Raw genomic sequence first — 2,286 nt, 5'->3', positions numbered from 1 at the left:
AAGGATATACTCTTCCAGGCGGTCATATCGAAAGTGGAGAGTCTATTGTCGATGCTGTAATCAGAGAAATGAAAGAGGAGACAGGTCTTACGATAAAAGATCCTAAATTGTGTGGGGTAAAACAGTTTCCTATAGAAGATGGGCGATATATTGTATTTCTTTTTAGAACAGATGAATATACTGGAGATGTTATAAGCTCAAAAGAGGGCGAGATGCATTGGGTTAAAAAGGATGACTTATCTAAATTCGACCTTGTGAATAACTTCGAGGAATTATTACAAGTAATGTTAGATGAGAAATTAACCGAATTTCAATATGTAGTTGAAGAGGATGAATGGAAACTTATTTTGAAATAGAATAACTCGTTGACAGATATATCGTAACATGATATATTATAAATATATCATATAGCGATATATTGAAAGACGATATATATTATTTTGGAAATTTAAACGGGGGAGTAATTATGGATAATAAAACAATAAAAACACTTTTTGTTATAGCAAGTGCGGGATTATTAATTGCAGGAATAATATTTTTGTGTATTAGTATATTTGGGGATAAATCAAACAATAATTCACTTATTGCTGCATTGGGATGCATTGCTCTGAGTAATTTATTCAATGTCGTAAGGGGATTAAATGAAAAAAGTAAGTAATTTTATAAAATTTAAACTATGTAAAATACAATAGCTTTCTATGATTATGTCTTAATTGAGGTTAAAAATTATCATAGAAAGCTATTTTTATACTTATCTCTTAATCGACCAGCTGAAATATCCTTTTTCGTTTTTAGTATATGTCAAAATAGCGTCGAATTTATTGCCGTTTTTATCTGTAAGCGATTTTACCTTTGCCTCGCCCTTTTTGAGGATGGATTTTACCATTGTCTTATTAGGTTTTTTCTTATAAAATGCTAGGTATTTGTCGTTTTTAAATATGCCGAACTTGCAAGTTTTGTAGTTTGTACATAAAAATCCGCTTTCGACCTCGATTACATCGCCGCCGCAGACAGGACATTTACCTAGCGAATTATTTTTAGTGTCGGTTTTACTAGCTGAAGCTTTGGCATCAGTTGATTTAGCTTTTTTAGCAGCTTTATTTAGCTCAGATTGAGATTTACTTTTTCCTGTTTTAGGATCGTATATGTAAGCTTCTGTATTTATTTTTTTAGGTGAATCGTATTTTATTAAATTAACGTTTTTTACTATAAAATTCATTATATTTGTCAAATACTCTTTACGAGAGAATTTTCCCTTTTGAATATCGCTCAGGCTTTTTTCTAGCTTACCTGTGTAGTCCACATCGAAAAGTTCTTTTACAGGGAATATTTCAACTAAGTTAATTCCTAAATCTGTTATGTAATATGATTTACCCTTTTTGGCTACGTATCCAACTTGTGCGATTTTTTTAAGTACGTCACCGCGGGTTGCAGATGTACCTATGGAGTATCCAGCCAAGACTAGATCTTCGTCGTCTACGTTTTTGCCGCAGTTTTTCATCGCTTTAAGTAAAGTGTCTTCTGTATAGGATTTAGGTGGTGTAGTCTGCTTTTTAAGAGGTAAAATTTCTAAAACATCTACAGCTTCACCTTTATCTACGTATGGAAGCAAGTCGTTTTTTTGCTCCTTGTTGTAGACCTCTAAGTATCCAGGTACTTTTAAGACCTTACCTTTAGTTAGAAAAATATTACCATCGACATCCGTTTTAATTTCTGTGTTTTCGTATTCTGCAGGTGGCATGAAGTTTGCGATAAATCTGTCCTTTATAGCTTGGTAGACTATTTTTTCGTCTGGAGTCAATGAATTTGGAACTATGTAAGTAGGTATAATCGCACTGTGGCTGTCTACCTTTGATGAATCGAAAACTCTTTTAGTCTTGGCAAATTTGATTTTATCTTCGTATGGAAGACCTTGTTTTAATCTATTTAAAGTCTGGCTTACTTTGTCAGTTAAGCTCTCCTCTAAGTATACAGAATCTGTTCTAGGATATGTTATATATCCACCCTTTCCTTTACCTTCATATAGAGATTGGCATACATTTAAAACCTTGTCTGATGTAAAATTAGCGTACTTAGAAGTTATGTAACCTTGAAGAGAGGTCAAACTGAATAATTTTGGTGCGTATTCTTTGGAATTAGTTACCTTTTTAGAGGAAACTATTCCCTCTTTGGAAGAAATGCTCTCTATGACAGCCATCGCTTCCTCTTCAGTATCGAATTTGCTTTCTTTTCCTTTCATCAATTTTCCCTTATATGTACCGTTTTTGCATTTAAAATTACCTTCGA

Annotated in this window: 3 protein-coding genes; 2 read left to right on the top strand and 1 reads right to left on the bottom strand. The window is 32.9% G+C overall.

The window, feature by feature from the left end; all coding sequences use genetic code 11:
* A partial coding sequence (locus tag MR593_RS06200) for an 8-oxo-dGTP diphosphatase (RefSeq protein ID WP_290690913.1) occupies window positions 1-356 on the top strand: 356 nt, incomplete at its 5' end.
* A gap of 110 nt (window positions 357-466) precedes the next feature.
* Window positions 467-658 (top strand): hypothetical protein, encoded by a 192-nt coding sequence (locus MR593_RS06195; RefSeq protein ID WP_290690910.1) that lies wholly within the window; start codon window positions 467-469, stop codon window positions 656-658.
* Window positions 659-751: 93 nt separating this feature from the next.
* Here the strand turns inward: MR593_RS06195 and MR593_RS06190 are convergent.
* Window positions 752-2,286 (bottom strand): DNA topoisomerase (locus MR593_RS06190; RefSeq protein ID WP_290690907.1); only part of this gene is annotated, 1,535 nt, incomplete at its 5' end.

The organism is Intestinibacter sp., from assembly GCF_022780145.1.
Taxonomy (GTDB): Bacteria; Bacillota; Clostridia; order Peptostreptococcales; family Peptostreptococcaceae; genus Intestinibacter.
The sequence above is the reverse complement of the archived record's forward strand: the minus strand, read 5'-3'. Positions and strand labels throughout refer to the sequence as shown.